General features: G+C 64.9%; 24 protein-coding genes. 11 read left to right on the top strand and 13 right to left on the bottom strand.

What is annotated here, in order from left to right:
- Positions 1–565 precede the first annotated feature (565 nt).
- The gene (locus QJT78_RS22660) at positions 566–793 is read right to left on the bottom strand and encodes a DUF3551 domain-containing protein (RefSeq protein WP_080586629.1); all 228 of its coding nucleotides are present in this window, start codon (positions 791–793) and stop codon (positions 566–568) included.
- Between the two features lie 826 nt (positions 794–1,619).
- Complete coding sequence (locus QJT78_RS22655; RefSeq protein WP_063711524.1) at positions 1,620–3,680, bottom strand: ATP-binding protein; 2,061 nt, start codon at positions 3,678–3,680, stop codon at positions 1,620–1,622.
- Between the two features lie 203 nt (positions 3,681–3,883).
- Between QJT78_RS22655 and QJT78_RS22650 the strand changes: the two genes are divergently transcribed.
- From QJT78_RS22650 to QJT78_RS22640, 3 genes are read left to right on the top strand one after another with little or no spacing between them, the layout of a single operon-like run.
- Entirely contained in the window at positions 3,884–4,546 is a 663-nt protein-coding gene (locus QJT78_RS22650; protein ID WP_028147399.1) for a heme-binding beta-barrel domain-containing protein, read from the top strand.
- A gap of 19 nt (positions 4,547–4,565) precedes the next feature.
- The gene (locus QJT78_RS22645) at positions 4,566–5,276 is read left to right on the top strand and encodes a dihydrofolate reductase family protein (RefSeq protein WP_028147398.1); all 711 of its coding nucleotides are present in this window, start codon (positions 4,566–4,568) and stop codon (positions 5,274–5,276) included.
- Between the two features lie 9 nt (positions 5,277–5,285).
- Positions 5,286–6,554: an NAD(P)/FAD-dependent oxidoreductase gene (locus QJT78_RS22640; protein WP_212490838.1), complete on the top strand. Its 1,269-nt coding sequence runs from the start codon at positions 5,286–5,288 to the stop codon at positions 6,552–6,554.
- Positions 6,555–6,585: 31 nt separating this feature from the next.
- Here QJT78_RS22640 and QJT78_RS22635 read toward each other — a convergent pair whose 3' ends face one another.
- The 8 genes from QJT78_RS22635 to QJT78_RS22600 form a co-directional block, all read right to left on the bottom strand.
- Complete coding sequence (locus tag QJT78_RS22635) at positions 6,586–6,909, bottom strand: hypothetical protein (protein ID WP_028147397.1); 324 nt, start codon at positions 6,907–6,909, stop codon at positions 6,586–6,588.
- Positions 6,910–7,030: 121 nt separating this feature from the next.
- Positions 7,031–7,606, bottom strand: a complete 576-nt coding sequence (locus QJT78_RS22630; protein WP_028147396.1) for a cysteine hydrolase family protein — start codon at positions 7,604–7,606, stop codon at positions 7,031–7,033.
- 133 nt (positions 7,607–7,739) lie between these two features.
- Entirely contained in the window at positions 7,740–8,087 is a 348-nt protein-coding gene (locus QJT78_RS22625; RefSeq protein WP_028147395.1) for a DUF3088 domain-containing protein, read from the bottom strand.
- 106 nt (positions 8,088–8,193) lie between these two features.
- Positions 8,194–10,050 carry an ATP-binding protein gene (locus tag QJT78_RS22620; RefSeq protein WP_028147394.1) on the bottom strand — a complete coding sequence of 619 codons (1,857 nt, stop codon included), beginning with the start codon at positions 10,048–10,050 and terminating at the stop codon, positions 8,194–8,196.
- Between the two features lie 157 nt (positions 10,051–10,207).
- On the bottom strand, positions 10,208–10,783 hold the full coding sequence (locus QJT78_RS22615; protein ID WP_028147393.1) for a hypothetical protein: 576 nt from the start codon (positions 10,781–10,783) through the stop codon (positions 10,208–10,210).
- Between the two features lie 202 nt (positions 10,784–10,985).
- A complete protein-coding gene (locus tag QJT78_RS22610; protein ID WP_038943712.1) occupies positions 10,986–12,302 on the bottom strand; it encodes a tetratricopeptide repeat protein in 1,317 nt (438 codons plus the stop codon).
- A 12-nt stretch (positions 12,303–12,314) separates the two neighbouring features.
- The gene (locus QJT78_RS22605; RefSeq protein WP_028147391.1) at positions 12,315–13,337 is read right to left on the bottom strand and encodes an aldo/keto reductase; all 1,023 of its coding nucleotides are present in this window, start codon (positions 13,335–13,337) and stop codon (positions 12,315–12,317) included.
- Positions 13,338–13,646: 309 nt separating this feature from the next.
- Entirely contained in the window at positions 13,647–14,072 is a 426-nt protein-coding gene (locus QJT78_RS22600; RefSeq protein ID WP_028147390.1) for a PaaI family thioesterase, read from the bottom strand.
- 71 nt (positions 14,073–14,143) lie between these two features.
- Between QJT78_RS22600 and QJT78_RS22595 the strand changes: the two genes are divergently transcribed.
- Both QJT78_RS22595 and QJT78_RS22590 read left to right on the top strand, forming a co-directional pair.
- Positions 14,144–14,770, top strand: coding sequence for a CoA pyrophosphatase (locus QJT78_RS22595; RefSeq protein WP_028147389.1), 627 nt, complete (start codon positions 14,144–14,146; stop codon positions 14,768–14,770).
- Between the two features lie 56 nt (positions 14,771–14,826).
- Positions 14,827–16,041 carry a hypothetical protein gene (locus tag QJT78_RS22590; RefSeq protein WP_028147388.1) on the top strand — a complete coding sequence of 405 codons (1,215 nt, stop codon included), beginning with the start codon at positions 14,827–14,829 and terminating at the stop codon, positions 16,039–16,041.
- Positions 16,042–16,214: 173 nt separating this feature from the next.
- Here the strand turns inward: QJT78_RS22590 and QJT78_RS22585 are convergent, their stop codons facing one another.
- The gene (locus QJT78_RS22585) at positions 16,215–16,523 is read right to left on the bottom strand and encodes a hypothetical protein (RefSeq protein WP_028147387.1); all 309 of its coding nucleotides are present in this window, start codon (positions 16,521–16,523) and stop codon (positions 16,215–16,217) included.
- 197 nt (positions 16,524–16,720) lie between these two features.
- Between QJT78_RS22585 and QJT78_RS22580 the strand changes: the two genes are divergently transcribed.
- The 5 genes from QJT78_RS22580 (at position 16,721) to QJT78_RS22560 (ending at position 21,888) form a co-directional block, all read left to right on the top strand.
- Positions 16,721–17,200: a hypothetical protein gene (locus QJT78_RS22580; protein ID WP_028147386.1), complete on the top strand. Its 480-nt coding sequence runs from the start codon at positions 16,721–16,723 to the stop codon at positions 17,198–17,200.
- A gap of 198 nt (positions 17,201–17,398) precedes the next feature.
- A complete protein-coding gene (locus QJT78_RS22575; RefSeq protein WP_281460296.1) occupies positions 17,399–18,346 on the top strand; it encodes a TAXI family TRAP transporter solute-binding subunit in 948 nt (315 codons plus the stop codon).
- Between the two features lie 159 nt (positions 18,347–18,505).
- Positions 18,506–20,614, top strand: coding sequence for a TRAP transporter permease (locus tag QJT78_RS22570; RefSeq protein WP_028147384.1), 2,109 nt, complete (start codon positions 18,506–18,508; stop codon positions 20,612–20,614).
- Positions 20,575–20,988 carry a DUF1850 domain-containing protein gene (locus QJT78_RS22565; RefSeq protein WP_049807701.1) on the top strand — a complete coding sequence of 138 codons (414 nt, stop codon included), beginning with the start codon at positions 20,575–20,577 and terminating at the stop codon, positions 20,986–20,988. The genes QJT78_RS22570 and QJT78_RS22565 overlap by 40 nt, the downstream gene beginning before the upstream one ends.
- A 93-nt stretch (positions 20,989–21,081) precedes the next feature.
- The gene (locus QJT78_RS22560) at positions 21,082–21,888 is read left to right on the top strand and encodes a glucose 1-dehydrogenase (protein WP_028147382.1); all 807 of its coding nucleotides are present in this window, start codon (positions 21,082–21,084) and stop codon (positions 21,886–21,888) included.
- A 171-nt stretch (positions 21,889–22,059) separates the two neighbouring features.
- Here QJT78_RS22560 and QJT78_RS22555 read toward each other — a convergent pair whose 3' ends face one another.
- Both QJT78_RS22555 and QJT78_RS22550 read right to left on the bottom strand, forming a co-directional pair.
- Positions 22,060–22,830 carry a hypothetical protein gene (locus tag QJT78_RS22555; RefSeq protein ID WP_028147381.1) on the bottom strand — a complete coding sequence of 257 codons (771 nt, stop codon included), beginning with the start codon at positions 22,828–22,830 and terminating at the stop codon, positions 22,060–22,062.
- 88 nt (positions 22,831–22,918) lie between these two features.
- The gene (locus tag QJT78_RS22550) at positions 22,919–24,496 is read right to left on the bottom strand and encodes a sodium:proton antiporter (protein WP_080586630.1); all 1,578 of its coding nucleotides are present in this window, start codon (positions 24,494–24,496) and stop codon (positions 22,919–22,921) included.
- Between the two features lie 119 nt (positions 24,497–24,615).
- Here QJT78_RS22550 and QJT78_RS22545 point away from each other — a divergent pair, with 119 nt between their 5' ends.
- A complete protein-coding gene (locus tag QJT78_RS22545) occupies positions 24,616–25,380 on the top strand; it encodes a tetratricopeptide repeat protein (RefSeq protein ID WP_049807702.1) in 765 nt (254 codons plus the stop codon).
- The last annotated feature ends 109 nt before the right edge of the window (positions 25,381–25,489 follow it).

Raw genomic sequence — 25,489 nt, 5'->3', positions numbered from 1 at the left:
GAAGCTCTTGCCCGGGAAACAAACTCAAACTAACAGTCCCTTGTCCTGCCTCGCGGGTGGAGGAATTTGACTGACCACACCCGGAGGAATTTGAAGTGACCCGCGGGGATCCATCAGAAAATTTCGATATGTGAATCCTTCCTGAGCGAAGAACATTGCGATCTCCTTATTGAGTTGCCGTTCTCGATCTTTTCTGTAGGCCAGTCGCACGGCCCGCTACGCGAGGGCTCAACGGCAGTACCGATGCGACACGCGGTGCGACCTTCCGCTGGTCGAGCGGTACCAGCAGTTGCCGTTCCTCCAATAATATCGATGCCAATGTTGATGTCGCCGGTGGGCGCCCGCGATGGCTCCGGCCGTCGCCCCTATGGCAGCGCCGCGGCGACCACCAACAGCACCACCGATGACGGCACCTCGCAGCGCACTCTGAGCAAATGATTCGCTGGAAGGGACCATTCCTGCGAACGAGAGCAGGATGACGAACAGTGCAAGCTTTCGCATCGGGGGGCCTTCCTTGATTGACCGCTTCTGCCATGCCGTGCCGCCGAATAGCTCCGAGCGGTGACTAGCGCCGCCGCGGAGCGGCATAGCGCGGGTTGATGCCGCAATATGCGTTCGTGCCAGAAGCAGCAGCCAGGCATTGCGGGCGGGTGGCGAACTGACAATTGCCCGGAAAGCCCCAATTGCGACCTCGCAGGCAGTATCGATCCGCCTCGACAGCTCGGACTGGCTCCAAAAAAGCAAGGAATACAGCGGCAGTGAGTAACGTCAGCATCGGAGCGACACGATGCATATCGATCTCCGTGGATGGATGAAGGTGAATATACTGGCGGCGCGAGGGGAATAACGCCAGTAAAAGCCCTTGCCAGACGCTGGGGCGTTTATTGATGCTACCTGACGCGAAAAGCGCTCATGCGATTCAGGCGCTTGTAGGTAAACGTAACAATTGCCATTGCATGTCCTTGAATGCGGACCGCTGGCCGGATGACGTACGGCTTTCGGATATCGAGCCCCGTTTCGCCACCCAGGATGCCGCGGAAGCATGGTTCGTAGAGAACGATCCTGAGGGAGTGGCGTTCGAATACGAGGTTTTCGAATGAACCGGATCGGCCGCAGGACTATCTACGCCATGTTGGCAATCGTTGTGCTGCTGATCGACTGGTAGATTCTCGCACCGCTTTGAAGGGGTGAGACGTCGTCGCGCAAGGCCAATGAACCTTGCATACTTGTAACGAGGCGGACACCGAAGCGCCTTCTGGGTGGCCAAATGCTGGCGGAATGTGAGGGCTTATAAAAGCCGACCCTGGCCCACGGAATTTACTTCGATGTTATTTCAAGCGGCGATTATTTGCCTGATCGTACTCAGCATTGGCGTTCTCGTCGCCCACGCGGTTGACGCTCTTAGAACGTAGCGAGCCCGTCAGCGTGAACCGGCGGGCCTCCACCTCGGTCTTCTCAGTTCACGCCCAGAGTCTGGCGTTGAAGTAGATGCGGCTGGGGTGGAGGAGGTTCGTCCGCCGGTCGCCCGCGCATCGATCATCACGGCGTGATCGCCGATACACATCATCGCACCGGCATGTCGCTTTCGCTCATGCGAGCTACTCGCCCGCTTGCGTCGCCTACCGCCCCGCCTTCGCCAAGCTCGCCAGGCTCGCCGCCAGCTCATCGCTTCGGAACGGCTTCGTCAGCCGCGACAGGTCCGGCGTGATGCCCTCGTTGTTGGCGTAGCCTGACACGACGAGGATCTGGAGCTCGGGATATTGATTGCGCAGCGCGAGGCCGAGGTCTGTTCCGCTCATGCCGGGCATCAAATGGTCGGTGACGAGCAGGTTCGGCCGCAGGCCTTCCCTGACGCGCTGAAGCGCATCCTCCGCCGAGCCGGCTTCAACGACATTGTAGCCGAGCTCGCCCAGCATCTCGGCGGTGCTCATGCGCACCAGCGGTTCGTCATCCACCAGCAGAGCCGTGCCGACGGGCTGTGGCCGCAGTTTTGATTGCGGGACGGCATCAATGGCGCTCGCGACGGCGTGGCTGACCGGCAGCCACAGCTCGACCGTCGTGCCCGCGCCCACGGTGCTCCGGATCGTCAGCGCGCCGCCGAGCTGTGACGCAAGGCCGTGGACCATCGAGAGACCGAGACCGGTGCCTCGCCCGACGCCCTTGGTCGAGAAGAACGGTTCGACGGCGTGGGCCAGTGTGAACTCGTCCATGCCGATTCCGGTGTCGGCGACGGAGATGCAGACATAGGCGCCCGGTGCCAATTCCGAATTGTGAGAGTCTCCAACCGTCTGGGCCTTCGCCGAGATGCGCAACTTGCCGCCGCCGGGCATGGCATCCCTGGCGTTCACGCTGAGATTCAGGATCGCCATCTCGATCTGGTTGGGATCGGCCATGGCCGCGGGAAGGTCTTCCGGCGTGTCCACGGTGACCTGGATCTGCGGCCCGGTCGTGCTCGAGATCAGGTCGCCCATCTCGGCAACGAGGAGACCGATGTTGACGGGAATGGCCTGAAGCGGTTGCCGCCGCGCGAAAGCGAGCAGGCGCTGAACCAGCGTCTTGGCGCGCTCGGCCGCCTGTGCCGCGCCGGCGATGAGGCGATGCTCGCGCTCGCCGCCGATGCCCTTGCGCTGAAACAGGTCGAGCAGGCCGACGATCGGTGTGAGCAGATTGTTGAAGTCGTGCGCGACGCCGCCTGTGAGTTGGCCCATGGCCTCCATCTTCTGGGCCTGGCGGAGCGCTTCCTCGGCCTGCGCGAGCCGCGCCTGCTCCTCCAGGCGATCCGTCACGTCGACCCCGGTCAGGAACGCGCCGATCCGCGTGCCGTCCGGAGCGCGGAGCGCCTCGAACTTCATCTCGTAGACGCGGCGGTCGAACCGGGGATCGCCGAACTCATCGATGTTGGTGAAGGCTTCGCCGGCCAGCGCCCGGCTCCAGATCGCGGTTGCCGCAGCGAGATGCTCGGGCCGGTCGGCCAGGAACTGCTGCAGGGAATCGCCGATCTGCGGCCGCTTGCCGTAGATGCGCTGATAGGCATCGGCGCAGGACGTGTTGATTGCGAGCCAGCGATAATCGAGATCGAGCGCCTGGATCTGTCCGTCGGTGGTTTCCACGATCGTCGCCAGCAAATGACGCTCGGCGGTGCGTTCGGCGACGCGCTGCTCGAGAGTCGTGGTCAGCTCCCTGTATCGCGCTTCGCTCGCCCGCAGCCGCGTCTCGCCCAGCACGCGCTCCGTCGTTTCGGACACGATGCAAAGCACTCCGCCGACCGAGCCGTCATCGTCCCGCACGGCCGAGTAGGAGACGTCCCAGTAGCTGGTTTCGCCGTAGCCGTGGCGTTCGACGTAGAACGGTCGATCCTTGGCGGCGAATGTCTTTCTGGTCCGGCGTACGCCTGATAGCAGTGGTTCGAGATCGTCCCACAGCTCGCCCCAGTTTTCGATGGCGGGGCGACCGAGGGCGCGGGGATGATTGGCGCCGATGCCCGGGGCGTAGGCGTCATTGTAGAGCGCGACGAAGTCGGGCCCCCAGAACAGGACGATCTGGGCTTGCGCGGCCAGCAGCATGCTGACCGTCGTTTTCAGCGCCTGAGACCAATCGCGGGGATGACCGAGCGGTGAATCCGACCAGTCGCGGGCGCTCATCATCGCGCCCAGCTCGCCTCCGTCAGCGAGGAAGCCCATTTCAATCGACCGCCGAGCAGCCTTCACAGACAGCACCGGATCCCCCGCTACGCGTGACACGGGCGTCCTTGCCCATTCGAGCCGGCTTTCGAGGGCTCGTGCCCAAGCGTACATAACACCCGGCGCGCGCTCTGGTTCCATTCCAGTCGATTCCCGCCGTCCTTGTGCTATTGCTGCTCCCCGCAACTTGACGCGAGGTTCCCATGCTTCCCATTCCCGCAGACATCTTCACCGAGCCCGAGGACGTCTCGCCCGACGGCCTTGCCAATCTCGGCCCGCTCCGCCGTCTCGCAGGGAGCTGGCAGGCGGACAAGGGCATCGACATCAATCCGAAGGCGGAGGGGCCGGAGCGGCGGACCTTCATCGAGCGCATCCGCATGGACCCAATCGACCCGCAGGCCAACGGGCCGCAGCTGTTTTATGGGCTGCGCTATCACATCCACATCAACACGCCCGAGGAAGACATCACCTTCCACGACCAGGTCGGCTACTGGCTGTGGGAGCCCGCGACCGGGCTGATCATGCAGACGCTCGCGATTCCCCGCGGACAGGTCTTGCTCGCCTCGGGCAAGGCCGGGCCGGATGACAGGAAGATATCGGTCACGGCGAAGCGCGGCGATACCGCTTACGGAATCTGCTCGACCGATTTCCTGGAACAGGCCTTCCGCACCGATTCTTATCGCTGCGACATCACCTTCAACGATGACGGAAGCTGGAGCTATCTGATCCAGACCGAGTTGTTCGTGCGCGGCGCGCCGTTCAATCATCACGACAGCAACACGCTCAAGCTCGTCGCGCCGCCCAAGCTCAATCCGCTGGCGGTGATCGTGAACGATCGCACCGGGCGCGATGGATCAGCGGCCTGAAGCGTACCCGGAGAATTGCATGAAGCCCTACGTCATTTGCCTGATGCACTCCAGCCTGGACGGCCGCACGCATCCCAGCCGCTGGCGGCCGAAGGGGGCGGGCACAGACTGGTTCGAGAAGATCCATGACGAACTCGGCGGCGACGCCTGGGTGATCGGCCGCGTCACCGGCTCCGAGTTCGCCAAGGGCAAGCCCTATCCCGCAACGGCGGGCGAGACATTTCCCCGCCAAAGCTGGTTCGCGCGGCGCGATGCGAAAACCTACGGCGTCGTGCTCGATGCGCAGGGCAAGATCGGCTGGGGCCGGCCAGACATCGGCGGTGACCCGATCGTGGTGGTGCTGACCGAGGGCGTGCCGGATTCGCATCTGGCCGGGCTCCGCGGCGAGGGTGTGTCCTATATCTTCGCCGGCAAGTCCGAGATCGACCTCGCGCTGGCGGTGGACATCCTCAATCGGGAGTTGGGGGTGAAGCGCCTGCTGGTCGAGGGCGGCGGCGTTGCCAACGGCGCATTCCTGCGCGCCGGCCTCATCGACGAATTCAACCTGATCCTCAGCCCCACGATCGATGGCGCCAGGGGCGCACCCTTCGTGTTCGATTCGACGGACGCGGACCGCGACAAGCGCGCGCCGCTCGCCGCGATGACGCTGGAGAGCACGCGCGACCTCGGCGGTGGCGTTCTGCTGCTGCGGTATCTGATCAATAACGACCCGCAAGCGATGCCCAAGTAAGGCATCGGCATGGGACAATTGGAGCACATCGTCATCGTCGGTGCCGGCGCGGCCGGGCTGATGGCGGCGCGCGAGCTGGCACGTGCGGGCAGGACGGTCACGATCCTGGAGGCGCGCGAGCGCTGCGGCGGGCGCATCGATCCGCTGCCGGCGTCGGAGTTCGGCTACCCCGCCGATGGCGGCGCCGAATTCGTCCATGGCGAGGCGCCAGTCACGCGCAAGCTCGTGCGCGAGGCGGGACTGTCGCTGCAGGAGATCGCAGGCACCCAGTGGAGCTTTGACGGCACGAGGCTCTCGCACGAAGACCGTCACGATCCGCACGAGGCAGAGCTGTACGCCGCGCTGGGGGCGTTGAAGGATGACCTCACGGTTGCCGATTTCCTGCGCCGTCATTTTGCCGACCCCGAGTATGTTCAGCTGCGCCATTCGATCGAGCGCATGGTCGAGGGCTACGACGCCGCCGACCCCGAGCGCGCCTCGACGCTGGCGCTGCGCGAGGAATGGATGGACGGCGGGCATCACACCCAGGCGCGCATCGTCGGCGGCTACGGCGCGCTGATCGATTTTCTGGCGAGCGAGTGCCGCGGGCTTGGCGTGACGTTTTGCTTCGGCTGCGCGGTGTCGGCAATCGAGGAGACGGGCGGCGCGCTCGCCGTCCGCTGTGCCGCCGCCGACGTGCACGGCTGCGATCGCGCGATCCTCACCGTGCCGCTGCCGTTGTTGCGCGAGATCGCGCTTCCGGAGCCCGCACGCGCGAAGGCTGCGGCAGCTGACGATATCGGCTTCGGCAGCGTGATAAAAATCCTGCTGCGGTTCGCGCGGCCGTGGTGGCGCGAGCGAAGCGAAGATCTCGCGGACATGACCTTCCTGCTGTCTGACCAGCCGATCCCGGTGTGGTGGACGCGGCATCCGGACCAGCATCCCGTGCTCACCGGCTGGTTCGGCGGGCCGCGGACGGCCGAGCTTGCGAAGCTCGATCGGCAAGGGCTGATCGATGCCGGGGTCGATTCGCTTGCGGCCATCTTCGGCGTGTCGCGCCACGACATCGCGCGCGATCTCGTGACGACTGCGGCGACCAACTGGCTGCACGATCCGTTCGCCCGCGGCGCCTATTCCTGGGCAACGCCGCGGACGCGCGCGGCCCAGGCGATCCTCGCGCGCGCCGACGGCCCGGTGCTGTTCTCCGGCGAAGCGCTCTATCGCGGCCGCGACATGGGGACGGTCGAGGCGGCGCTGGCGAGCGGACTGGAAACTGCGGAGATGATTTTGCGGGGATGAAAAAAGGCCCGCACAAGGCGGGCCTAATGTCTCACCAGCGGCCGCCGCCGAAGCTGAACGTCACGCCGGGACCTCCGCCACCATAATAGCCGTACGGTCCGCCGCCGTAATAGCCGTGGTGCCGCGGATAATAACCATAGCTCCGGTAGTGCGGACTATAGTAGCCGTGGTGGTGATGGCGCCATTGGTGATGGCGATGGCCGTGGTGGTGGTGGTGCCTGTGCTGCGCGCTGATGTCGGTGGATTGGCCGGCTGGCGCGTTCTGCTTCGCGCTGGCCTTGCCCGCCGCGTTGGCCGTGGATCCGCCGGCGAGCGCCGCTGCACCCACAGCCATCGCGACAAAGAGATACTTCATGTCATCACTCCAGTTGAGAAGTCACGTGATAACAGATGGCTGCCCGCTGCGTTCCGGCCAGTGCGGGCGTCGAAACGACGCAGACGAAGTTCTGATCGACGTGTGAATGATGTCGCGCGATCTATTGTCGCATCGCTTCGAGCGAAGCGATCACGTCGGCTGCGGCGACGATGCGCGCAAATTCGCCGTTGAGATTCGACAGCGTCATCGCATGAATCTCTTCAGCCGAATGCTTGTCGCCATCTGGTCCGATTCGGTCGAAGGTCCAGGTCGCATCGCGCACGAGGCTCGCGTCGAAACCGAGATTGCCGGCCATCCGCGTCGTCGTCTCGACGCAATGATTGGTGGTGGCGCCGCAGATCACGAGCGTCGTGATGTTGCCCGCGCGCAGGCGTGTCTCGAGATCGGTGCCGATGAAGGCGCTGTTGACGCGCTTGACGATCACCGCCTCGCCCGGCGCTTCGCGCGCCTCCTCCTTGACCGCGTAGCCGGAGCTTTGCGGCAGGAACGTCGAACTCGGCTTGGTGCCCTCGTGGCGGATGTGGAAGATCGGCGCGCCGCGCTTCCTTAATGCCTTGAGGAGATCGGCGATGCGCGCCACCGCGTCCGGATTGTTGCGCCGCTTGCCGGCCGCCTCCCATTCGTCGAATGCGCGCTGGACGTCGACGACGATGAGGGCGGGGAGGGAGTGGGGCATAAGGAGCGGCTTCCAGACTTGCTTGCTGCACGAAGTATGCGGGGTGACCGACGTGGCAGGCAATGTCGATTTTCCCTCGTTTCGCGACAGCTCTCGTGCCCCGGACGCAGAGAGCTGCGCGCGTGCACGGCCCTCACGGATGCGGATCGGGAAACCCGTGGCGTTCGGAGAGCGCGGCGAGGATCGCGTCCTTGTCGGCAATGAAGGCGCGGCCGTGGTGACTGCCGGTCTGGTGCGGCGACGTCGTCCCGTCGGCCAGCACGAGCAGCGGCAGCGACTGGTTCTCCTCGCCGACCAGCGCGATCACCGGCAGCCTTGGCCGCGGCCATGCGATCCGCTCAACGTCGAGCTTTTCGGCGAGCTTCGGAAACGAGGCGAGCACGCCCTCGATCAGCGCGCAATGCCAGCAATAGAAGCGCTGGCCCGGAAAGGCCGGATCCTCGAAGCCGGGGCGCAGCAGAAACAGGCGGTCGTGCGTCATGAATCGCTCCAAAGCATGGCCGCAATGTCACCCGGGAATTGATGACGTCGCCACACGACACCATGCGGTGGTCGACAGGTCAATCGCCTCAACTCTGCGATCGCAGCTATCGCGGCGCTGCCAGCGGCAGGCTGACATGAAAAACAGCGCCGCCTGAGGGTGCGTTTTCGGCCCAGATACGCCCGCCATGTGCCGCGACGATGGTATGGGCGATCGAGAGACCTATTCCCATGCCTTGCGCCTTGGTCGTGAAAAACGGCTGGAAGATCTCGCTCACCTTTTCCGCCATGATGCCGTCGCCCGTATCGACGATGGAGACAATGGCCAGATTGCCGTCGGAAAGGCTTGTTCGACCGACGACGCGGCGCCGATCGTCCGGAAGATGCGCCACTGCATCCATGGCGTTCACGACCAGATTCAGGATGGCTTGCTGCAACTGGATCTTGTCGGCCTTCACGCGGATGTTGGCGGATGATGGCTCCGTCGTGAGTTCGACATCATGGGTCAGGGCCTGCACGGAGAGGAATCGGAAAACCTCGCCGACCGTCGCGTTGAGGTCGAGCTCGTGCCGTTCGGTCGGGTCTCGCCTCAGAAACGAGCGCAGCCGGCCGATGACTTCGGCGGCCCTCTGATCGTCACGGCGGATGTGGTCCAGAATGTTCGTGACCTCGCCGAGATCAGGGGCCGGATTGCGCAACACCTGCTGAGCCGTTTCGGCATTGATCAGGATCGCGGCGAGTGGCTGGTTCAGCTCGTGTGCGATCGAGGCGGTCATCTCTCCCGCGGTCGCGCGGCGGTTCATGTGGGCGAGCTCCGACATGCGCTGACGTGCCTCGACCTCGGCGAGGAAGCGCAAGCGGCGCTCGCGCAGCAGAACGGCGATCATCAGCGCCTGCACCAGCACCACGCTCGCAACGATCGTGGAGTGCCAGTAATACTGCTCCCAGAAGCTCGGCTGGCGGAAACGCACCTCGCTGCCCGCGGGCAGATTGGCTTCATCCACGTTCCAGCGTTTCAGTTGCCGCCAATCGAAGATCGGCTTCACGTTGTCTCCCGCAAATGGCGGAATGCGCGACGGCGCTTCTCCGTCGAGAATCCGCATCGCCACTTCGCCGGCTTCCCTTCCGATGGTTTCGGGCAGCAGCAGGAAGCCGCCCACGCCCGCCCGCCCGAGAAAGGTATCGGACGTAATCACGATCGGGCGGTTCGCGTGCTCGGCGACGCGTGCGAGTGCCGAGACGGGCGAATAATAGGTGCCTTCGCCGTCGGAATACATCGCCGAGGTCAGGATCGCGGAGCGGGCGGGCAGGGAGGCGACGTGCTTGCGGACGTCACGCAGCACCGCGTCGGAGAGATCGGTGACTTCGAGATCGGGCATTGCGGCCGCGAAGTCCTGCTTCCAGTGACCGTAGACCAGCGGATTCTTCCAGGCGTCGCCGACGAGGACGACGCGGGTCAGGTCGGGAACGATGGCGCGTGCCGCAGTCAGGAGATGTGCCGGCCTCACCCGTGCAAAGATGGCCGTCGTGTTGGGCAGGAACAGCGCGCGCGTCTCGGGCAGATCGGGCACGAAGCCGTAGACGACGGGCGGGGCAGGCCAGATGTCCTGCTTGCGCTTCTGAAGGAATTTCGCCGATGCGACGCCGATCGAAACGATGACGTCGATCGGCCGGTGCGCATATTTTGTCTTGAGGTGACCGACCAGACTCTCTTCGTAGTCCGGTCCCGGGAAGCGGGCGAGATCGAGGCTCTCGCCGTAGATCACCGTCTGTGTCGTCCCGCTCTGCTTCGCGGCGGCACGGATACCGGCAAAGATCTCCGAATAGAAGGGCGAGCGAAAATCGGCTTCTTCCAGAACCAGGATCGAACGCTGCTGCGGCCCGTCTGCTGCGATGCATTCACGCGACAGGCTAGCAAACAGAAAGATGATCAGGATGCGCGCGAGCCCGGTGATGATACGCATTGCTGGACTCATCGCCCCGCTTCCGGTTGCAGTCGGGCCTCCTCGATGAGGACGCAGGCGAAAGCATACCCGCCCGACCTGGAGTTTCAACGGAAGGATGCGCGCCGGTCCCGGTGACAGGCCGGGCGGCGCGAATGGCCGCTACTTGAACGGGCTGCTACTTGAACGGATCCTGGATCGATGGCGACGATTGCCGGATGCGGCGCACGCTCACCGGCTTGCCATCGGAGACGAACAGCAGCTCGTATCGGCGGCCCTCGCTGTCGGTCGCCGTGCAGGTGACGTCGGTGACCTTCCTTGCGGCGAAATTGCCGGTCTGGCGGCAAACGCCGGTCGAGGTCTGCTCGGCCGGCACCGGCAGGCCGTCGACCTTGGGCCGGTCCTTGGAATTGAGCAGCATGCGGTCGATTCGCAGCTCGTAGGAATTGTCGTCCGCCCGCTGGCCGTTCTCGCCGGAGAACGAAACGACATGGTTGGCGTCGGAAGGATCGTCGACGGCGACCGCGAAATTGACCCGGCCCTTGTCACCATGGGCGTAAGCCACCGTCTTGCAAGCGAAGGTGCGCCCCGCGACCTTCAGCGTCTTGCAGTGGCCCGACATCAGCGCCAGCAGGTCGATGAAGGCGTTTTGCGCCGGCGGGTTGTTGACGGGGATGGGCGCAGAAGACTCAGCAAAACAAGGGCTTGCGAGAATCGCGAGGGCCGCGGCGAGGACCGGTCGGCGGAGGCGCATCATCAGGCTCGTATGCCAGGGGGCCACGGCGGCGGAAAAGTTCCGCTCAACAACGAGCGAACCACAAATTGGTTGCGAACCCGTTTGTTCAGCTAAACCCGACTGGAATACCACCGCGCCACCCATCGGCGATTCATCCGATCGCCCCGTCCCGTCCTAGCAGGCCACTTGCTGCCAGACCGATGTTTTTTTCGTGGCAGAGCTAAACGGTCGCCGCCTGCCAGCGCGTATCGCGCAAGGACGGCCGGCGGTGCAGGCGGGCGTCGAGCAGCGCGCGGGCGCGGGGCAGCTCGCTGCTGCGCATGAGCGCGACGATGTAGGTATCCTCGATCAGTTCGCGCTGGGCATGGCTGCCGCCGATGCGCACGACCTCGCCGAGGACGGGCGCGAGCGTTTGCGCGCATAAGGTGTAATCCTCGCGGGCGAAGGCCGCGAGCGCTCGGCAGATCGCCGGCACCACGGGACCGGCCGGCAGCTTGCCGTCGCCGAGCCGCTGCTCGATCGCCGCGAGGCGCGCGGCGAGCGCCTCCTGGTTCTGCGTCGCCGCAGTGAACAGCGCCATGTGGACGTCGGCAAAGGGCAGGCTCGATTTCGGAAACAGCTTTTGCGCGGTGGCGTCGGCCTCGAGCCAGAGCGACTCCGGCACGCTGTGGCCGTAAGCCGACAGGCGCCAGAGCAGCGAGGCGCCGTCGGTGATGACGTTGAGCGGCGGCGCCTGCGTGGCGGAGGGCTGGAGCACGTCGGCATAGATCGCAAGCGCGCGGGCGGCATCGCCATGCTCGAGCGCGCCGAGCGCCTGGTGCCAGCGAATATGGCCGTGCAGGATGCCGGCGCGGTCGTAAGAGGGGATCCATTCGTCGATGAGGCGGTCAGCCGCGTCGATTGAGCCGTCCTCGAACATCGCATGCAGCACGGCGTGTGCGGCGTGGGCGTTCTGACGGCGCAGGTCGAAGCCGCGCTCGGTGACGCCGCGGCCGCGCGCGACGTCGCCATTCTCGGTCATCGCCCAGCCGGACATGGTGAGAAACCACCAGTCCTCGCCATAATGCTGCGCGACGCGCTCGCACAGCTCGTGCCGCGCGCGGTCGTGATCGGGCATGCCGGAGAACGCGAACAGGCCGAATGCGCCTAGCGGCAGCGACAGCACCACGGCGTCGCGCGGCCATGCGTCGACGTGTTTCAGCGTCGATGCGATCGCCTCGGGCAGCCGGCCCTCGATCGCAAGCGCCAGCGCCTCGACATGCGAGCGCTCGCGCTCCGTGCCGCGCTTGGCGACGCGTTCGCGTGCCACAGCCGCCTTCTGCCGCGCGAGATCGCCCTGCTGATAGAAAGCATGCACGCGGGCGCGGGCGATGTGGGGCAGCGCGAAATCCGGATCGGCCGCAATCGCGCGTTCCAGCGCCTCCGCCGTGCCGGTCCAACCGGCCAGCATGAGATCGACGCCTTCGCGATAGGCGCTTGCCGCTTCGTGCGAAGACGTGGAGAGCGAAAGGCCGTAGCGGTCTTCGTGCGCCGTCATCGTCTTAAGCTCTCAAGCCGTCCGCGCGCGGCGTCCTTCGATCGGATAGGCCGGGTCGTTGTAGCCCGGCGTCGAGGGATGGCCCGGCACGACCAGCCTGTCGATCAGCGCCTCGTCATCCGCCGTGAAGCGGTAGTCGAGCGCGCGGATGTAGCCGTCCCACTGCTCCTCGGTGCGTGGGCCGGCGACGATCGAGCTGACAAAGGCGGAGTTCAGCACCCAGGCGACCGCGAACTGGCCGGCGGTGATGCCTTTCTTCTCGGCGTGGGTCTTGATCTCCTGCGCGAGCTGGAGCGATTCCGGCCGCCATTCCGTCTGCATCATGCGGGTGTCGTTGCGGCCGGCGCGTGTCTCCTTGTCCGGCGCTGCGTCGGGCTTGTACTTGCCGGTGAGCACGCCGCGCGCCAGCGGGCTGTAGGGGACGATGCCGAGGCCGTAATAGGAGCAGGCCGGGAAGTGCTCGACCTCCGGCATGCGGTTCATGGCATTGTAATAAGGCTGGCTCACCGCGGGCCGGTCGATGCCGAGCCGGTCGCAGATGTTGCAGATCTCGGCGACGCGCCAGGCGCGGTAGTTCGAGACGCCAAAATAGCGCACCTTGCCGGCGCGGATCAGATCGCCCATCGCGCGCACCGTCTCCTCCAGCGGCGTCGCATGGTCTTCCTTGTGCAGATAGTAGATGTCGATGTGGTCGGTGCCGAGCCGCTTCAGGCTCTCGTCCGCGGCCTGCAACACCCAGCGGCGCGACAGGCCGACACGGTTGGGGTCGTCGCCCATACCAGTGTTCATGGGGTTGGCGAGTTTTGTGGCGAGCACCCAGGCGTGACGGTTGTTGCCGATGGCGCGGCCGACGACCTCCTCGGAGCCGCCCTTCGAATAGGCATCCGCCGTGTCGATGAAATTGATCCCGGCCTCATGCGCCTTGGCGATGATCCGGTTTGACGCGGCTTCATCGGTCGGCCCGCCGAACATCATGGTGCCCAGACAGATCGGCGAAACTTTCAGGCCGGTGCGGCCGAGCTGGCGGTATTGCATGGGCTATTTCCTCAACGCTATCGAAGCTGGCAGCATAGCCGCCCAGTTCCGTCATTGCGAGCGCAGCGAAGCAATCCAGAGATGCATCCGCGGTGAGATGCTGGATTGCTTCGCTGCGCTCGCAATGACGGTTGGGGAGGAAGCCGCCCGCCACATGCTCGCTGTCATCGCCCGACTTGATCGGGCGATCCAGTACGCCGAGACGTTCGTGATTGAGCGGAGAAGCCGCGGCGTACTGGATTCCCCGCTTTCGCGGGGAATGACGGCGGTGGGTGTGGCACGCAGCAGCGGCAGCCCGACCGCGCGACGCTACGCCGGCCCCTTCAAGATCTTGAACACGCCATTCGCCATCACGATGCAGCGACCATCCACCGTCACTTCGGTGCTCATAAAGATGAGGCTGCGCGTCGAGCGCACCACGCGCGGGCGGGAGATCAGGATGTCGCCGATCTGGCCGGCCTCGACGAAATGGGTGTCGAGCTGCACCGTCGCCATGAATTCCTTGCCGGAAACGTAGCGGGCGGTCATGCCGCAGGTGCGGTCCGCGAACGTCATCATCACGCCGCCCTGGACCATGCCGCGGCGATTGTGGTGCTTGTCCTCGGTGGCGAGCGCGAATTCGTAATGGCCGTCGACCTTGCGCTCCCATAAGGGGCCGATCAGGTGCAGGAAGCCCGTGGTCTCCAGGATCCTCCAGCCGTCCGATTTGAGCCTTGCGGCGGCCTTGTTGGTCATGTGGTCGTCCATTGCTGCGCGGGCCTTGCGAGCTCATTTCATCGGGGCCGGACGTGGTGTAGTCAAGCACCATGAGACCGTTCGACGATGCCACACGGCGGAATATCGCGGCTGCCTGCGCGGCCTTCACGCGCCTGCCGGAGGACGATGCGCCGGCGGCATTGAAGCGCGCGGCGGTTGCGGTCGCGCTGACCGCGGCGAGTGACGGCGATGACACCGCATTCCTGCTCACGCTGCGCGCGTCACACCTGCGCGCCCATCGCGGCCAATGGGCCTTGCCGGGCGGTCGCTGCGATGCCGGCGAGACGCCGGTCGAGGCGGCGCTGCGCGAGTTGGATGAGGAGCTTGGTCTCCGCCTCACGCACGCGGAGGTGCTCGGCACGCTCGACGATTATCCGACCCGCTCCGGCTATCTGATCACGCCGGTGGTGGTCTGGACGGCCGACAGTGCCGCGATCCGGCCGAACCCGGATGAGGTCGCCTCCGTCCACCGCATCGCGCTCGCCACGATCGAGCGCGAAGACGCGTTCGACTTCATCGCGATTCCCGAAAGCTCCCGCCGCGTGATCCGCTTCCATCACGAGACGAGCCTGATTCACGCGCCAACCGCGGCGCTGATCTACCAGTTCCGCGAGGTGCTGGCGGGACGTCACACCCGGGTCACCGAGCTGGAACAGCCGGTGTTCGCCTGGAAGTGACGATGGTAAACGGCGCGTTAACGTGACGGTTACCGGATGCCTGCTAAGAGGGCAGCATGCACCATTCGATTCGAAAACATCTCGCGCTGGTTCCATTCGCGCTCGTCCTGCTTGCGACCACTGCGCGAGGCGGCGAGGCTGACGCGCTGCCGCCGGCCGTCCGCGATGCCAAGGCCCAGTTGCTGTCGCAGTTCTTTGCGCAGGGTGGCGCGTCGCCGGCTGTGCTCGAATATCGCCGCAAGCTGCAGGAATATCAGGCGGCGCGCGCGGCCTTCGACGAGGAGGCGGGTGCCTATTGGAGCCAGATCTCCGAGAAGCGGAAAGGCCGCAACGCCAAGCGGCGCAGCGGACAGCAGGTCACGCTTGACGATTATGTGCTGCAGCATCCGCCGCTCTATAACGGGCCGAAGCGGCCGGTCAATCCGGAGCCGGAGGAAACGCCGGAGCGTCCGACCAGAAAGCCGATACCGGTGGTCGCCGATCTCCTGCAGGCAGCGCGGGAGCTCTATCAGTTCACGCCGCAGCGGCCGTCCAGCGAGGTCGAGTTCAAGCGCGCCTATGCGCGCTACGCGCTCGCCTCCGGGCTGACGCGCGAGCAGGCGGTGCGGGTCTATTCGTTCGAGACCGGCGGCACCGGCAGCTACGACGTGCAGGCGGGCATCGAACATGGCGGCAAGCGCGCGATCTCGACCGCGATGGGCTACAACCAGCTCCTGACCACCAACAGCGTCGAGCTGCTGGCCGAGCAGGGCCATGAATTGATCCGCGCGCTCTCCGACAAGGTGGCGCGGACGTCGGGGCCGGCGCGCCAGCCGCTCGAGCACAAGCTTGCCGTGCTGAAGAAGATGGTGGCGCAGGCGAAGTCGGTGCCCGACACCTGGTCGGAGCACGAGAAGATCGGCAACACCACGCAGGGCTGGGCCATGCATGCCATGGTGCTGGACATCGACATCGGCCCGATGCTGCAAACCCATAAGCTTTTGACTTCGGTGCTGTTCGCGCGCGCCAAGGGCTACACCCGCCCGCTCACCGCCGCCGAGCTCGAGATGATGAACCTCACCGGCGATGGCACCGGCCTCGACATGGTGACGATGCCGCAGGCGATGCGCGAGCAGGTGCCGACCTCGAACTTCTTCCAGCGCGGCGGCTACGAGCGCAACCCGGTCGCGATCCGCCACAACACGGTGGCCAAGCTGCTGGCGGTGACGGACACGCGGATGGACAGTAACAGCAACAATGCCGGCGCGCGGGAGCTGGCAGGAGCGTTTTAGATATTCGGTGTCGTCCCGGACAAGCGCGCCTAAGGCGCGCGCAGATCCGGGACCCATAACCACAGGAAAAAGTTTGGCGAAGACTCGCGGTTGCCGGCTTCGCGCCGCTACTGCTCCCTGGGGGTATGGGTCCCGGGTTCGCGCTTCGCGCGCCCCGGGACGACAAAGAGGGATTACTGATCCGACCCGAACTTGAACTTGCCGTCGCCTTCGAGATACGGGCCGCTGCGCATGTAGAGCTGGCCGTTGTGGCCGATGAAGAACAGCGTGCCTTTCGGCACCTTCTTGGCGCCCTTCAGGAGTTCACCGGCATTGCTGGTGCCCATCTTGTAGGAGAAGGTCTTACCGTCCTTGTCATAGGCATAGCCGGTGTCGGGCTTGAGCTCCCAGGGCGTTGCCGCGGTCTGCGCCAATGCGGGTGCGCTGAATGCGCCGAGCGTTGCTGTGAGTGCAAGTGCAAATGTCTTCGTTGAAAATGCCATCATCCCATCCTCCCCATCATTGGGGTTGCCATCTTGAACAAATCACGAACGGCGTTTACAGGTCAATTTGCGAAAGCGCCGCAGCGCATCACGTCCTGCCCAGCAGTTTGTGATTTTCCCTTCGTCCCCGCGCGACTATGTTCCGCTTTCAGTCTAGAACGCAATTCGACAAAAATATTGGTAGGGGGATGATTCGGATGAACCATGTCGTGAAAGCCTGCTCAGCCGCCGCGCTGTTGGCGACGGCGCTGGCACCCGCCGCCCGGGCCGATGACTACCAGCTCAGCCACAACCAGCGGATTTCGTGCAGCCGTGGCCTCGCCCCGGGCAAGCTCAACACCGCGACCTGCAAATCCTACACCTACCTGTTCAATACCAAGACCTCGGAATATTTCCGCTGCCAGGTCTCGCTGGCGCTGACTCGCGACAACAAGGAAGTCATCAACGTCCAGACCGACGGCGGCTGCACCAAGAAGCCGCGCATCTTCGAGACCGACGGCAAATACGATTTCGACGCGACCGAGACCGAACCGCCGAATACCAACTCGTTCTTCGGCCCCGGCGGCTATTCGGTCTGGGCCGCCGACGTCACCGCGCAGAAGGTGCGCGGCTGCATCATCATCTCCTCCGGCCTCGGCTCCGACATCTCCAAGTGTCTGGACATGACCTTCCAGTGAGGGCTTGACCGTGGGGCTTGCCGGCGACGGCGCGACACGCGCCAGACCCTGACTGCGCCACCTCGCCGCACCCTCAAGGGTTCCCCAAAAATCGAGCCGGGTCAGCCGTTTACCGCAGTCCTGTTGTGACTTTTGGATGGGTTGACCCGCTTCCCCCATCCGGCCAATTTCCCGGCCGGTTTGGGGAGTACAACAACCATGAAACGGACGATTTTCGGCGCGGCCGCGGCTCTTGCCCTGGCGGCGTCGGCACCTTGCGCGCATGCGCAATCCTTCATCAACGTGCTGACCGGCGGCACCTCCGGCGTCTACTATCCGCTCGGAGTCGCGATCGGGAAGATCTACGGCGACAAGATTCCGAACGTGAAGACGCAGGTGCAGGCCACCAAGGCGTCGGTTGAGAACCTGATCCTGCTCCAGCAGGGCCGCGGCGAAATCGCGTTCACGCTGGGTGACTCGCTCAAGGCCGCCTGGGACGGCGACGAGGAAGCCGGCTTCAAGGCCAAGCTCGACAAGCTCAGGACCATCGGCGCGATCTATCCGAACTACATCCAGATCGTCGCGACCGCCGAGAGCGGCATCAAGACGCTCGCGGACCTCAAGGGCAAGAGCCTGTCGGTGGGCGCACCGAAGTCGGGCACCGAGCTCAACTCCCGCGCGATCCTCAACGCCGCCGGCATGAGCTACAAGGATCTCGGCAAGGTCGAATATCTGCCGTTCGCCGAGTCCGTCGACCTCATGAAGAACCGCCAGCTCGGTGCGACCCTCCAGTCGGCCGGCCTGGGCGTCGCCTCGCTGAAGGATCTCTCGACCTCGATCCCGATCACGGTGGTGTCGGTGCCGAAGGAGACCATCGACAAGATCGGCCCGCCCTTCATCTCGGCGATCATTCCGGCCAATACCTACACCGGCCAGGACAAGGACGTTCCGACGGCGGCGGTGGTGAACTATCTCGTAACCAGCTCCGCGGTGTCGGACGACCTCGCCTACCAGATGACCAAGCTGATCTTCGAGTCGCTGCCCGAATTGCAGAACGCCCATGCCGCGGGCAAGGAGATCAAGCTCGAGACGGCCGCCACCGGCAGCCCGGTTCCGCTGCACCCCGGCGCGATCCGCTATTACAAGGAAAAAGGGCTGATCAAGTAAGATCAGCTCCATTCGTGTCGTCATGCCCGGGCTTGTCCCGGGCATCCACGTTCTTGGCGCACCGTAGGCCGTGGATGGCCGGGACAAGCCCGGCCATGACGCGTGCGGTGGCACTGCCAATGTTATAATGACGCACCATAAGGGCTCGGGGACATATCGATGTTGCAGGTAGAGGGCTCCGCAGGGCCTATCAAGGTTGAATTCGACAATTTCGAGCACGGTTTTCCGGAAGGTTTTGGTCCGGGCTGGTGGGGCACTCTCGCCTACTGGATCGGCATTGCCTTCGCCACCTTCCAGCTCTATGTCGCCGCCTTCAACTATCTGCCGAGCCAGGTGGTGCGCGGCGTCCATGTCGGCTTCCTCGTTCTCCTTACCTTCGGCCTGATCGCCAACTTCACCGCGAAGAGCGATGTTGGCCGTACGCTCGGCTGGGTGATCGGCGCCGCGGGCTTCTTCTGCGGCCTCTACCAATGGATCTTCTATGCCGACCTGATCGCGCGCGACGGCGATCCGACGCGGCTCGATCTCGCGGTCGGCACCCTTCTCGCGGCGCTGATCTTCGAGGGCACGCGGCGCCTGATGGGTGCGGCGCTGCCGCTGATGTGCGGCGCGTGTCTTCTCTACTGGTTCTTCGGGCAGTACCTTCCGTCGCCGCTCAACCATCGCGGCTATGATTTCGACCAGATCGTCACGCATCTGTCGTTCGGCACCGAAGGTTTTTACGGCGTTCCGATCTACGTCTCCGCCACCTACATCTTCCTGTTCATCCTGTTCGGCTCGTTCCTGGAACGCGCCGGCATGATCCAGCTCTTCACTGACGTTTCCCTTGGGCTATTTGGCCGGACCCGCGGCGGCCCCGCCAAGGTCGCAGTGTTCGCCTCGGGCATGATGGGCACGATCTCCGGCTCCGGCGTCGCCAACGTCGTCACCGTCGGCCAGTTCACGATTCCGCTGATGATCAAGTTCGGCTATCGCCGCGCGTTTGCGGCGGGCGTCGAGGCGACGGCCTCGATGGGCGGCCAGATCATGCCGCCGGTGATGGGCGCGGTCGCCTTCATCATGGCGGAGACGCTCGGCGTCCAATACTCGGAAATCGTGAAGGCGGCGGCGATCCCCGCCATCCTCTATTTCGCGTCCGCCTTCTGGATGGTGCATCTGGAAGCCGGCAAGCACGGTCTCGTTGGCATGAAGCGCTCGGAGATCCCGAGCGCCTGGAAGGCGCTGGTGACGCGCTGGTACCTCGTGCTGCCGCTTGCCGCTCTCGTCTACATGCTGTTCGAAGGCTTTACGCCGCTCTATGCCGGCAGCATGGGCCTCGCACTGACGGTGACGCTGATCCTTGGGGCCAGCATTACCGCCGGCGCCTCGTCGATGGTGATCCGCTACATCTTCTGGATCGGGCTCGCGCTGGTCGTTGCCGCACTATCGCGCGACGGCCTCCAGATCGTGCCGGTCGCGAGCGTCGTCGTCGGCCTGATCGTGATCACCGCGTTCGTGCGCGGCGGGTTCAAGGCCCTGCGCGAGTGCCGCGATGCGCTCGCCGAAAGCGCCAAATCCGCCATCACCGTCGGCATGGCCTGTGCCATCGTCGGCGTCATCATCGGCATGATGTCGCAGACCGGCGTCGGCACGATTTTTGGCAGCTGGGTGATCGGGCTCGGCGAGAAGAGCCTGTTCCTGGCGCTGATCATGACCATGCTGCTGTCGATCCTGCTCGGCACCGGCATTCCGACCATCCCGACCTACATCATCACCGCTGCGCTCGCGGCACCCGCGCTGGCGAAGCTCGGCGTGCCCTTGATCGCGAGCCACATGTTCGCGTTCTATTACGGCATCATGGCCGACCTCTCGCCGCCGGTGGCACTCGCAGCACTCGCGGCGGCGCCGATCGCGAAAGAAAACCCGGACAAGATCGGCTGGGAGGCGATGCGCATCGCGCTCGCCGGCTACGTCATTCCGTTCATCTTCGTCTATTCCCCGGCGCTGATGCTCCAGGCCGGCGACCCCATGGCGGCCAAGCTCGGCTTCTACGGCGCGGTGGCGCTCGCGACCCTGAAGGCGCTGGTGGCGATCGGCCTGTTCGGCATGGTCGCGATCGGTTTCCTGTTCACGCGGCTGACTTTGATCGAGCGCGTGGTCGCGCTCGGCGCCGCGCTGTGCCTGCTCGGCGATTTCGCCTTCAGCGATACCGCCGGCTTCCTGCTCTCCGCCGCGCTCGTGCTGTGGCAATGGCGGCAGCGTCCGCCGGCCATCGTCGAAGCGGCGTGAGCCTCTGCTTCGCAACAGCTTCAGGCGTGAAAGCGCTCGCGCTTTCCGCCTTCACGCTGGTGTGGACGCATTCGATCGCGAAGGTCGACTGGCAGGAAGACTGGCACGTCACGCCTGCCGGCCTCGAGCTGGTGCAGGCGCGGGTCAAAGGCACCGGCCCCGGCATGGAGCCGCCGCCCGAGGCACGACTGGTCGACGGCTGGTTTCAATGGAGACCCGCGCGCGCGCCGATACCGGAGGTCGTGCTGGGTAATTCCGGTGCGGCCGGTGAATGGCGGCTATGCCATGACGGAAAGTGCCGGACGCTTTCGGAGATTGTCGGGCATCCCATTGGTGCTAACGTCACGACGATGAAGATCTGCAACGATCCGTAGCCCGGATGAAGCGAAGCGCAATCCGGGAACAGTCGCCCCGGATTACGCTGCGCTCCATCCGGGCTACAAGAACAACAGCAAGGGAGAAATGCGATGGATCGGCTCAAGGGCAAGGTTGCGATGGTGGTGGGCGCCGGCTCGATCGGGCCGGGTTGGGGCAACGGCAAGGCGACCGCCGTGACCTTCGCGCGCGAGGGAGCGCAGGTGTTTTGCGTCGACCGCAACGGGGCCGCGGCCGAAGAGACCGCAAAGATCATCACGGATGAGGGCGGCAAGGCGACCGCCTTCACCGCGGACGTCTCGCGCGCGAGCGAGATCGAGGCGATGGTCGCGGCGTGCCTGAAGGCTTTCGGCCGCATCGACGTGCTCGACAACAATGTCGGCATCGCCGAGATGGGCAGCGTGGTCGAGGTGGCCGAGGAGAGCTGGGACCGCGTCTTCAACGTCAACCTCAAGAGCGCCTATCTCGCCATGAAGCACGTCGTCCCCGTGATGGTGAAGCAGGGCGGTGGCTCGATCATCAACATCTCCTCGATCGCCTCGATCCGGCATGTCGGGATTTCCTATGTCAGCTACAACGCCAGCAAAGCCGCGATGAACCAGCTGACGCGCTCCACCGCGATCGAGTTCGCGAAGAACCATGTGCGGGTGAATGCAGTCCTGCCCGGCCTGATGAAGACGCCGATGGTGGAGCATTCCGCGGGTCTCGCGAATAGCTACGCCAAGGGCGACGTCGAGGCGATGTGGCGCGCCCGCGATGCGCAGGTGCCGATGGGGCACATGGGCGAGGCCTGGGACGTCGCCAATGCCGCGCTGTTCCTGGCGTCGGACGAGTCGAAATATGTGACGGGAATCGAGCTGGTGGTGGACGGCGGGATCACGTGCAAGGCGGGGGCTTAAGGCGCATCATACTCCACCGTCGTCCCGGGGCGCGCAAGGCGCGAACCCGGGACCCATAACCACAGGACAGAGTTGTTTTGCTAAGTTATAACTCCGAGTCTTCGTAGCCACGCCGGCCTGTTGTTATGGGTCCCGGATCTGCGCTGCGCTTGTCCGGGACGACAGCGGTGACTATTGCGCCAGCGCCAGAATCCCGCCGGCAAACGAATGCCACGCGGCACTCTCGCTGATCGGCCAGTTCAGCACCTTTACCGCCAGCAGCGCGAGCGTGCCGTAAATGTAGACCGGGTGCACGCGGCCATCGGTGCGCCAGTCGCGCACCATGGCGACGACGAGCAGGAGCGAGGCGACCACCGCCGGGGCGATCGTGACGGGCACCGGCGGCGGGCCGGGCGGCCCGGGAGGCGCGAGGAAGGTAATGAACCAGCGCGCGATCGCGGCGTCGAGGATCGAGACCGCGGCAAGCAGGATCAGGCGCTTGTGAATCTCGGGCTTTCGCGTGTTGATAATCGCGAGCACGAACACCACCGCGAAGAACGCGATGCCGCTCATCGGCACGATCGAGAAGCCGATGCCGGCATCCTTCTGCCCAAGTGCGGCGGCGTGCTGCATCACGTGCACCGAGGCGAGGAAGCCGAAGATCGTCATCGCGGTCGCAAGCGACACGCCGGCAATCCCGAGCGCGCGGTGATTGACCACGCGGCCCGACGCCGCGAGCCAGGTCTGGATCACGAAATAGAGAGACCAGGTGAAGAACAGGAGCCCATGAAAATGAATCACCGGGCTCGCGGAAAACGTTCGCTGCGCGAGCGGTACGAAATAGGTCGGCGCGAAGCCGAGAAACGCGGTGGCCGCGCAGGCCAGTGCCATATTGAGATAAAAATACCGTGCAGGCGACGCATCACGCGCGCGTACACGACGGTCGTCGATCAAGGTCGTCATCTGGAATGTGTCTGGAGAGGCGGTGTTTGGTTCAACGCCTCCGCTGTCGTCCCGGATCTGCGCTTCGCTTGTCCGGGACGACGGCGAGCTATCCCCCCGCGCTCAATTCTGCGCGATCGAGCTCTTCCTCGATCCGGTGAAATGCGTCGTCGCCGATCACCTCGGTGTCACGCAGGCCGAGGATCGATTTGCGCGCGGCCTCGATGGCGCGGCGGCGCAGGGGATCGGCGGGCAACTCGCCGCTGGCGATGCCGCCGTGCGGATCGTCGTCGGCCTGCATCAGGATGGCGCGGTATTCGAGCCGCAGGATTTCCGCTTCCTCCGACGGATCGTCCTCGATCGCATCGAGCGCGGCGCGATAGGCGATTGCGCGGGCGCGCGCGACCTCGATACCGACGGGATCGTCGTCCTTGAGGCCGAAGGCGAGGATCAGCGGCCGCAGCGTCAGGCCCTGGATGACCAGCGAGCCCAGCACCACCGCAAAGGCGATGAAGACGATGAAGTCGCGATAGGGGAAGTTTTCCGGCAGGGCGAAGGCGGTGGCGAGCGTGACGAGACCGCGCATGCCGCACCAAGAGATGATGAGGCCGCCCTTCGGCGAGGCAACCTGCTTCGGATCCTTCGGATGATAGAGCCCGTGCGCGATCAGGACGCGCAGCGTGGTGCGGTAGAACGTGATCCAGGCGAGCCGCACCAGGACCACCGTGAGCAGGATCCAGGCGGCAGCCACGCAATATTCCCAGCGTACCTCCGCGTCGAGCCGCGTCCAGATCGGCCGCATCTGCATGCCGATCAGCATGAAGGCGAGCACGTTGAGCACGAACACCATCGTCTCCCAGACCGCATAGGACGGCACCCGCAACCGCGCCGGCATGCGCGCCCCCGCCGTGCGCGCGACGGTGATGGCGTAGACGACGATGGTGAGGATGCCGGAGAGGCCGAGATGCTCGGCTGCGATCCAGACCATGAAGGTGGTGGCGAACTGCACGATGATCGCGCTCGGCGCTTCCTTCACGCGTTCCAGGAACAGCGGGATGATGCGCCCGGCCAAAAGACCGGCGAGGACGCTGCCAACCAGCCCGAGTGCGATCGTCGGCGCGACCTCGCTCCATTTCAGATGCTCCATGACGACAGCGCCGACCGCGATGCGATAGATCAGAAGCGCGCTGGCGTCGTTGAGCAGGCTCTCGCCCTCCAGCACCTTCACCATGCGATAGGGCAGCTTGACCTGGCTCAGGATTGCAACCGCTGCCGCGGCATCCGGCGGGGCCACGATGGCGCCGAGCGCAATCGCGGCGGCCCAGGGCATGTCAGGCATCAGCCGGTGCGCGACGAAGGCCACGCCGACGGTGGTCAGGCCGACCGCGGCGACCACCAGGGTCGAGACCGGAACCCAGTTGTTGCGGAGATCGCGCAGCGAGGTGTCGAAGGCGGCATCCATCAGCACCGGTGCGACAAAAAGTGCCAAGGCCAGGTCGGGTTCGAGCGTCCAGGAGGGGCTGTTCGGCACGAAGGCGATCAGCGCGCCGCCGATGGCGAGAAAGGTCGGGTAGGGGACCTTGATCCGCCGCGCCAGCGCCGATAATGCAACGGCGCCGAGCAGAAGCACGATGATCCATTCGAATGTCGACACGTTGATCCCCGAAACCGATTTTGGCTGTGCCACAAGCTAGCACCAATCCGGCCGTATGATGGATAGTGCACCCTCAAGGCAAGGCTCAAGCCAAAGACCCAAGCCAAGACCCAGGCTAAGATTCAAGCCAAGACTTTCCGACTGCAGCAAGCATGCGTTCTCAGAATCTCATTCGATTGTCCGGTGTGGTGGCGCTCTGTGCGGTTTCGCTCGGGGCGGCCTATGCCGCGACCGGCGGCGAGCCCGCCGCCGTCGTGCAGGTCGATGTCGCGCCGTGCCTCGCTGCTGCTGCCGCCGACGACATGGACAAGGCCGGCTCCGCCTGCGCCTCCGTCATCGACAACGAGAAGACGGCCAAGGCGGATTTGGTCAAGGCGCTGATCGCGCGCGGCGCGCTTTATGCGCGGCATGACCAGGTCGACCGTGCGATCGCCGACGACAGCCGCGCTCTTCAGCTCGATCCGACCCTGGCCGACCTGTTCAACGCCCGCGGCGAGCTCTGGCTGAAGAAGGGCGACAAGCCGAAGGCGGTGCAGGATTTCGGCGCCGCGCTGAAGATCGATCCGAATCACGAGAAGGCCAAGGCCAATCACAAGGCGATGGCGCGCGAGCTCGAGCGGATCGGCGCGCAGATGGCGGTGGCCGGCAAGCCAAGCTTCAACTGCAAGAGTGCGGCCCGGGCCGTCGAGAAGGCGATCTGCGCCAACCGCGAGCTCGCCGATCTCGATCGGGAGATTTTTGCGTCGAATGCCCGCGTGATCCGGGAGGCGCGCAATCCTGCGGAAGCCAAGGCGCTCCAGCGCGCGCAGGACGAGTTCATTGCCCGCCGCAATGCCGGATTTGGCCGGCCGGGCTATGATCTGAAGAAGGCGATGCAGGAGCGGCTGCAGCGGATCAACGGGGTGGACGGGTATTGAGGGCTTCCTTCGCCTCTCCCCGCAAGCGGGGCGAGGGAGTGCAGGCGCCCGTGCGTCCCTGACGGGCCCGAATTGAACCCATTCCTCGCCCGCCGCGACAATGGTGAAC

This window comes from Bradyrhizobium sp. Mp27 (genome assembly GCF_029953005.1).
GTDB classification, from domain to species: domain Bacteria; phylum Pseudomonadota; class Alphaproteobacteria; order Rhizobiales; family Xanthobacteraceae; genus Bradyrhizobium; species Bradyrhizobium barranii.
The sequence above is the reverse complement of the archived record's forward strand: the minus strand, read 5'-3'. Positions and strand labels throughout refer to the sequence as shown.